This window comes from uncultured Eudoraea sp. (assembly GCF_947260015.1).
In the GTDB taxonomy this organism is placed as follows: domain Bacteria; phylum Bacteroidota; class Bacteroidia; order Flavobacteriales; family Flavobacteriaceae; genus Eudoraea.
The window spans coordinates 1-7,613 of the sequence record NZ_CAMYOM010000058.1 but is presented as its reverse complement, the minus strand read 5'-3'; the positions used below and the strand labels follow the sequence as shown (position 1 = coordinate 7,613).

At 37.8% G+C, this 7,613-nt stretch carries 8 protein-coding genes; 5 read left to right on the top strand and 3 right to left on the bottom strand.

Annotated elements, in window-relative coordinates; translation table 11 throughout:
* The coding region (locus Q0X66_RS15010) for a hypothetical protein (RefSeq protein WP_297707777.1) at positions 1-491 on the bottom strand (491 nt) is incomplete at its 3' end.
* A gap of 410 nt (positions 492-901) precedes the next feature.
* On the opposite strand from Q0X66_RS15010, the gene glgA reads away from it, so the two are divergent.
* Both glgA and Q0X66_RS15000 read left to right on the top strand, forming a co-directional pair.
* Positions 902-2,107: a glycogen synthase gene (gene glgA / locus Q0X66_RS15005; protein WP_297707775.1), complete on the top strand. Its 1,206-nt coding sequence runs from the start codon at positions 902-904 to the stop codon at positions 2,105-2,107.
* Positions 2,108-2,112: 5 nt separating this feature from the next.
* Entirely contained in the window at positions 2,113-3,378 is a 1,266-nt protein-coding gene (locus tag Q0X66_RS15000; RefSeq protein WP_297707773.1) for a glucose-1-phosphate adenylyltransferase, read from the top strand.
* Between the two features lie 75 nt (positions 3,379-3,453).
* Here Q0X66_RS15000 and Q0X66_RS14995 read toward each other — a convergent pair whose 3' ends face one another.
* Both Q0X66_RS14995 and Q0X66_RS14990 read right to left on the bottom strand, forming a co-directional pair.
* On the bottom strand, positions 3,454-3,939 hold the full coding sequence (locus Q0X66_RS14995) for a GAF domain-containing protein (RefSeq protein ID WP_297707771.1): 486 nt from the start codon (positions 3,937-3,939) through the stop codon (positions 3,454-3,456).
* 68 nt (positions 3,940-4,007) lie between these two features.
* A complete protein-coding gene (locus Q0X66_RS14990) occupies positions 4,008-5,120 on the bottom strand; it encodes a DUF5009 domain-containing protein (protein ID WP_297707769.1) in 1,113 nt (370 codons plus the stop codon).
* Between the two features lie 135 nt (positions 5,121-5,255).
* Between Q0X66_RS14990 and Q0X66_RS14985 the strand changes: the two genes are divergently transcribed.
* The 3 genes from Q0X66_RS14985 to Q0X66_RS14975 all read left to right on the top strand — a co-directional run.
* Entirely contained in the window at positions 5,256-5,792 is a 537-nt protein-coding gene (locus tag Q0X66_RS14985) for a Pycsar system effector family protein (protein WP_297707767.1), read from the top strand.
* A 104-nt stretch (positions 5,793-5,896) separates the two neighbouring features.
* A complete protein-coding gene (locus Q0X66_RS14980) occupies positions 5,897-6,625 on the top strand; it encodes a DUF2092 domain-containing protein (RefSeq protein ID WP_297707765.1) in 729 nt (242 codons plus the stop codon).
* A gap of 26 nt (positions 6,626-6,651) precedes the next feature.
* Positions 6,652-7,613 (top strand): DUF6515 family protein (locus Q0X66_RS14975; protein ID WP_297707763.1); only part of this gene is annotated, 962 nt, incomplete at its 3' end.

The window sequence follows — 7,613 nt, the reverse complement described above, 5'->3', positions numbered from 1 at the left end:
GTAACAGTGGCATTACCCTCACCTGCCATTAACATTACCGCTATTTTTCCTTTTTCGGCAGCAAGGTGGCCACCTGTTCCGGCGGTAGTTGTAAAACTAATTTTGAAACCTTCGCTTTCCAGGGTTTCCTTATAATCCTGGAGCGCATTAGCAGGAACATTTTCGAAAATAACAACCCAGTTATCAGCGTCATCAACTTCTTGTGTAGTAACAGCTATTACGTCACCGAATTTAAATTCCGGTACTTCGCCGGGAGCCTCTTTGGGCCAGCTATTCATAGTTGCATCTGTGGTAAATGTACCTTCATCAGTCTTTATCACCACTTTTTCATCATCGATATCTACCTCAGCATCATCACCTAAAGACTTTTCTATGATCTTCTCACTGGCCTTTTCACTTGTTCTCTTACATGATTGAAATACAATTGATAGGCTTATCAGGCATACTAACATCATCACCAAATTGAAATGTAGGCTGTTGAACTTTTTCATCGGATTTATTTTTTGAATTAGAATGAATACTTTTTGTTTTCCCATGGCTTTTTGGGAACAAAGTCAAAAATAGAGCACCCAAATACCCTTTACAATGATGTAGGTCATCATCAGCAGATTGATTGATATTATGGCCAAACGACTTTTAAGAAAGTCTTTTTATTTTACTAAAGAATTATTCGGATTTCATTGGAAAATCATTTATGCTAACCCTCCTATTGGGGTCAAAAACGGAAACTTTTCTTTACAATCAATTTAATCTTGTTTTATGTACCAATCTATTGAAAGAAAAAGAAATTTATAAATACCTTTATAAAAATGAATACTCTGTTGATTACCTATTAAAAAATAGGCTGAATTGCAGGTAAAATTGAAAATAAAATTCTAAAACCGATACCTGAAAATATCATATGAAAGCACTTTTTTTTACCAGAGAATTTCCTCCTTATGTTTACGGAGGTGCAGGTGTCCATGTTGAGTATTTGGCTGCCGAATTAGCGAAACTTATGGAGCTTGAGGTTCGATGTTTTGGGGATCAGGATGAAAAGTCGGATAATTTATCGGTAAAGGGATTTCCTTATGACAATCCTGTTTTTAATAGCTCCAACGATAAACTTAAAGCCGTTTTAAAAACACTAAGTACATGTGTTCATATGAATGCAGATGACATAGATGCCGATATAGTGCATTGCCATACCTGGTATTCGCACTTTGCAGGCATAACGGCCAAACTGCTTTATGGAATTCCTTTGGTAGTAACAACACATTCCTTAGAACCATTAAGACCCTGGAAAAGAGAACAACTGGGGAAAGGGTACGACGCATCATTATGGATTGAAAAAACAGCTATAGAAATGGCGGATACAGTTATCGCAGTATCTTATGAGACAAAAGATGATGTCCTTAAATATTTTGATGTAGATAAGGAAAAAATAAAGGTCATATACAACGGAATAAACCTTAAGGAGTATGCAGTTACCAGGGAATCCGACGCACTGGATAAGTATAATATCGATAAATCAAAACCCTATGTACTTTTTGTAGGTAGAATTACAAGGCAGAAAGGGATCATACACCTTGTAAATGCAATTAAATATATAGACCCGGATACCCAGATTGTACTGTGCGCAGGAGCCCCGGACACCCCTGATATTGAGAAGGAAATGGAAGAAAGCGTTGCAGAAGTAAAGAAGATCAGGGATAATGTTATCTGGATAGCTGAAATGCTTGATAAAAAATCTGTTATACAGCTTTATTCCCATGCAGATGTATTTTGTTGCCCCTCTATTTATGAACCCTTCGGAATAATCAATATTGAAGCCATGGCCTGTAATACAGCTGTTGTAGCCAGTGCTGTTGGGGGAATAAAAGAAGTGGTGGTAAACGGTGAAACAGGAATCCTGGTACCTTTGGAACAACAAAATGTGGCTCCTTTTGAACCGGTGGATCCGGACAAATTTGCCCAAGATCTTGCAGAAGGCATAAATCTTGTAATTAGCGATAAAGAATTGCAGGAATCTATGGCCTTAAAGGGCAGAAAGAGAGTAGAAGAAACATTCGACTGGTCTGCTATTGCCCAACAAATTGAAACATTATACAAATCTTTAATAAACTAAAAAATATGTTCACGAATAGCGTACTAGCAATAATATTAGGGGGAGGTCAGGGATCACGACTTTTTCCATTAACCGAAAAAAGATCAAAACCTGCAGTACCTATAGCAGGTAAATATCGATTAGTTGATATTCCTATTTCCAATTGCATTAATTCGGATATAAAGAGAATGTTTGTATTAACCCAGTTTAATTCTGCATCCTTAAACAAGCATATTAAAAACACCTATCATTTTAGCTTTTTCAGTAAAGCTTTTGTAGATGTTTTAGCAGCCGAGCTAACCATGACCAGCGGAGATTGGTTTCAGGGTACCGCTGACGCCGTTAGACAAAGTATGCATCATTTTTTGCAACACGAATTTGAGTATGCCTTAATTCTTTCAGGAGATCAGTTATATCAAATGGATTTTAATATTATGATAGATCAACATATTCAAAGCAATGCAGGTATATCAATCGGAACTATTCCCGTTCATGCCAATGACGCACCTTCTTTTGGGATATTAAAAAATGACAGTGAAGATAATATCACCTCCTTTATTGAAAAGCCATCATCCGATTTGTTACCGGATTGGCAATCTGAAGTAAGTGAGGAAATGAAGCAGGAAGAGCGTTTTTATCTGGCATCCATGGGTATTTACATATTCAACAGGGACCTGCTTATAGAACTAATGAATAATCCGAATACCATGGATTTTGGAAAAGAGATCATCCCGCAATCCATTGGAAAACACAAGGTAGTCAGTTATCAATTCGAAGGATATTGGACGGATATTGGAAATATTGATTCTTTCTTTGAAGCAAATCTGGGATTAACAGACAGTATTCCAAAGTTTAACCTGTATGACACCCAAAGAGTAATCCATACAAGGGCCAGGGTGTTGCCTACGTCCAAGATAACTGGAACTCAAATGGACAAAGCGGTAATAGCCGACGGATGTATAATCCATGCCAGCAAAATAGAGCACTCAGTTATTGGAATACGCTCCAGAATAGGTGCTGGTTCTACCGTTAAGAATACCTACATGATGGGTAGCGATTACTATGAAACCCTGGAAGAAATAGAAAATAACAAGATTAATATACTGATGGGAATCGGTGAGCGTTGTATTATTAATAATACCATCATTGATAAAAATTGCCGTATAGGTGATGATGTAACCATTGATGGAGGTTCTCATCTGGAAGACATTGAAACCGATACCTATGTCATTAAAGATGGTATTGTTGTATTAAAAAAGGAAGCGGTAATTCCCTCAGGATTTAAATTATAGCTTGTAACAAATTGTTGAATAGCTCGAGTTTTAGGTCTTGGAATAACAAGTTCAAAGTTTAAACCTGACACCATATTAATTTTTATGGGGGTGTAAAGCCCGACTCATTTCTGTACCAAGTTCTAAAAGTTCCTTAATCTCTTCCTTTGTAAAATCATAGGCAACAGGCTTTGCAATACCAAATGTCCCATACAAAGCCCCATTTAATAGCATAGGCACCGCAATTGATCCCTCAACTTTTGTTTCCTTTGCAGCAGGACGCGCCACACCGGAATCATCTGTTTGGAGGTTACATATTTCCACGGGTTCCAGGCGTTCAGCCGCTATCCCGGCCATTCCTTTTCCTATGGATATCTCTGTTATTTTTGGTATTAAAAAAGGTGGAATTCCCTGGTGAGCCTGCAACTTTAAGATTGAAGTATTCTCATCCAGAAAATGAATCGTCCCCGTAGTACAATCGAAACAGGAAATAATTTCAGACAGAACCTCTTGCCAGTTTATTGGTTCCTGAATTAGAGATTTAGAAATAGCATCTCGTTCTGACTTATTTATTACGCCCATAAGCTCTATTTTTTATTTGATCAATCTTAGTGGTTTTACTTAACTTTTAAATTAAAAATGCAAAGCTTTTAAACACGCAGAAAAATCTTCTTTTTGTAAAGCACATATAAAAATGCCCATTGAACTGCTATATAACAAAATACTAAAACTACCGCGTTATATGGATCCCCCACAAGTTGACCCAACCATTTGAACAAGGCAGATGTAGTATAAGCCCAATCTATAAAGCCGCCGGCCATATAGATCAAAATAGAGTTCATACCGATTACTTTAAAGAAAAATGCCCATTTTTTATGCCCCAGGATATCTATAACGTAATAAAAGACAGCCATCAATAACATACTTATACCACCACATTGCAAGGTGAACGAACTTGTCCATAAGTTTTTATTGATAGGAAAAACCAGGTTCCACAATTGCGCCACGATAATGAGAATAATCCCAATGACTACCAACCGGACAGCAGTTGTCTTTTGCTTATCAACCGCACCCTTTTTTAATAAATTTCCTGCAAAAATGCCCAATAAACAGGTTGGGATGGCAGGAATTGTAGATACCCATCCCTCCGGATCATGAATTCCCAAATACAATTTACCCGGCATTATCAGTGTGTCCAGATAGGAGACAAAATTACCTTCCATGGTCAAGTCTCCCATGGGATAACCGGGAGCAGAATTAAACATTAAAAGGAACCAATAGCCAAGAAGCAATGCGCAGAACCAAATAATTTGGCCGCGTTGTTTGGTATAAAGGTATATGATGTTTGCAAACATATAGGCCATTCCAATGCGCCCCAAAACACTGCCAAAGCGAATTTCTTCCAGGGGGCGTATTTCAAGGCCATTATTATAAATGACCCCCAGGAGAAACAGGATCAGACCTCTTTTAATGACACGGAATAACAGGGATTTCCGGCTTACCCCTTTTTCAAGTTGTTTCCCAACAGAATAGGGTGTGGCAACCCCGGCAAGAAAAAGGAACAAAGGAAAGATCAAATCGTAAAAAGCAAAGCCGTGCCATGCAGGATGTATAAACTGAACAGATAGGGCATTCCAAAATGGCGAATTAGTAATCTCTGCCATTTTATGAAATATTTCCTCTGCCCCAATGATCCAGAACATGTCAAATCCGCGCAGGGCATCAAGTGAATAGAGGCGTTGGCTGGTAATGGTTAATTTCATACCTAATACTAATATTGGTTGGTCCCGGGATAAAGATAATAGAATATCCAATTCCTTCTGCCTTTAATTAAATACCATAATTGGATTTATTGTATATTTAAATTGTTGATTAATTTAAAATTCATTTAATAAGGAATGTCAGAAAAAGAAAGTTTACATACGAAACAGGATCCTAACAATTATTGGGAGCAATTAGAACGATTGGAAAAACTAATCCGGGCTTCGGAGCTTAAAGCGGGCGTTATATTTTCATTTCATGGATTAGTTTTGGGGGTGTTTTTTGACAGGTTAGAAGAACTTAAGCCACTTTTCCAGGAAGGTGCGCTATTTATTGTATTGGCGTCTTTTTGGATGATCAGCGCAATGATTTCTATCTTCTTTTGTTTTAAGTGTTTTAAACCTCAGATTAGCAAGAAATATGAAAAAAATGTACTATTCTTTCGAGATGCAGTTTACTCATTCGGAAGTATAGAGAAATACTCTAAAAAGTTGATTGAAATATTTGGCAAAGACGAAGATTTTTACTCACAATTAAGTCAGCAAATTTATATTGAAAGCAAAATTATTGATCAGAAATTCAAGAATGTAGAACATGCCATAAAGTACTTTGCACTAAGTTTTATCTTTATAGTGGTTATTGTTGTCGTATGGTTTATTCATTTGTATTTGTAATTAAAACTAAGAATAACAAAATCAACACTATTTCATCGTTCATTATTTAATCCTGCATCTATATTCTTCGAACTAAAAACCCAAAAAATAAGTATCTTAGGCCTATGAAAAAATATGTATTAGCACTTGCTTTATTAGCACTTCCTTTTTGTGGCCAAAGTCAGGCTGCAAGGCAAATAGATTCTACAGCAGTTTTTATTCTGGATCGAATGGCTGATATAATAGGAGAACTTGAGGCTGTGAGCTTTAGTGTAGAAACGGCTACGGACAGACTGGATGATAAACAAAAAATAGAGACCCACTACAGTACCAGCAATGTTAGAATGGCAGGTCCTGATAAAATGGTTTACCAAAGATTCGGAAATAAAGGCAAACATGGTTTTTGGTTTAATGGAACATATGCCTCCATGTACTCCTTTAAAGAAAATAATTACGTTACTCTTGAGAGTCCCGGAAATATAATTGAGATGATGGATGACCTGCACACCAGGTTTGATTTTCAGTTTCCTGCTGCAGATTTTTTCTATCCTTCTTTTACTGACGATATTTTAGCAGATTTCAATACACTTGAGTTTTTAGGAAAAACAGTAGTGGACGGGGAAGATTGTTTTTATATCAGGGCCACTAATGAGAATATGCATTTTCAGTTATGGATCTCAAGCAGCAATTGGAATTTACCTAAACGCTTTATAATAATTCAAAAAGGGAAACAAAATTTACGATTTGAATCTGTCTTTAAAGATTGGGACATTAATCCAAACCTGCCCAGTACCATATTTAACTTTTTACCACCACCCAATGCAAGGCTAATTGACATAATGGAGAAATCATAGAGCAGTTTCATTAATAAAATTAATTTATGTTCATAGATAAAACAATAACAAATAAGATTTCTGGAATACTACTATTATTACTCTTGCTTGTATTGCCTATTGAGGCAATAAACGCGCAAAGAATGGGCCACAGAGCATCCAGGGGTGGCAGCAGGAGTATGGCGTCACGTCCCAGCCCCCAACGCTCGGCACCTTCCCGATCAAGCACGCAACGTCAAAGTACACAGCGTTCTTCTGCCACCAGGCCTTCTACCTCATACAACGCTCCTTCCAGGTCTATAAACGGGGGGCACACCAGAACAAATGATCGTAGTTATACCAGAACCCCAGGTACCCAGCAAAGGGATGTTACTCCCAGACAAAGGACATCAGATAGATCCGGAACCGGGACTACAACAAGACCAAATACTTCTGAAAGAAAAAGAACTTCAGATATTAAAAGCAATAGTGGAAACAGAAATATTGACAATAGCAGAAGAAACATAAATATTGACAACAGCAGAAACGTAAATATTAACAGGGGTAACACCTATGTGCGAGCAGGTGGACGTGCGTATGTAAGACCTCCTTACAGGTATGGAGGCCATAGTTACTATTGCCACAGGCCCTATTATCATCATCCTTATCGTCCGTTTTACTGGGGACCAGCCTGGCATCCATGGGGATTTTTTGTAGCCACGATGGCCACCACAGCCATTATATTAAGTGTTCAGAGTCAACAATATCATTATAATCAAGGGGTTTACTATGTGTCATCCAGCGGTGGCTACACTGTGGTGCAGGCTCCTGTTGGGGCAACAGTTGAGACTATTCCCAAAGAAGCTGAAGTTGTGGAGGTGAATGAAACCACCAATAATTATTACTATGGTGGAGCCTATTACGAAAAATCGGATGAAGGCTATACTGTGGTGCCAGCTACTGCCGGTACAATTGTTCCCCATTTACCTGAAGGTGGGGAAGAGGTTAAAATAGGAGATCAGACCTATGT

What these genes read in the sequence shown, in the direction of transcription:
- Q0X66_RS15000 (WP_297707773.1), top strand. Translation starts at nt 2,113, where the DNA reads ATGTTCACGAATAGCGTACTAGCAATAATATTAGGGGGAGGTCAGGGA.
- glgA (WP_297707775.1), top strand. Translation starts at nt 902, where the DNA reads ATGAAAGCACTTTTTTTTACCAGAGAATTTCCTCCTTATGTTTACGGA.
- Q0X66_RS14985 (WP_297707767.1), top strand. Translation starts at nt 5,256, where the DNA reads ATGTCAGAAAAAGAAAGTTTACATACGAAACAGGATCCTAACAATTAT.
- Q0X66_RS14980 (WP_297707765.1), top strand. Translation starts at nt 5,897, where the DNA reads ATGAAAAAATATGTATTAGCACTTGCTTTATTAGCACTTCCTTTTTGT.
- Q0X66_RS14990 (WP_297707769.1), bottom strand. Translation starts at nt 5,120, where the DNA reads ATGAAATTAACCATTACCAGCCAACGCCTCTATTCACTTGATGCCCTG.
- Q0X66_RS14995 (WP_297707771.1), bottom strand. Translation starts at nt 3,939, where the DNA reads ATGGGCGTAATAAATAAGTCAGAACGAGATGCTATTTCTAAATCTCTA.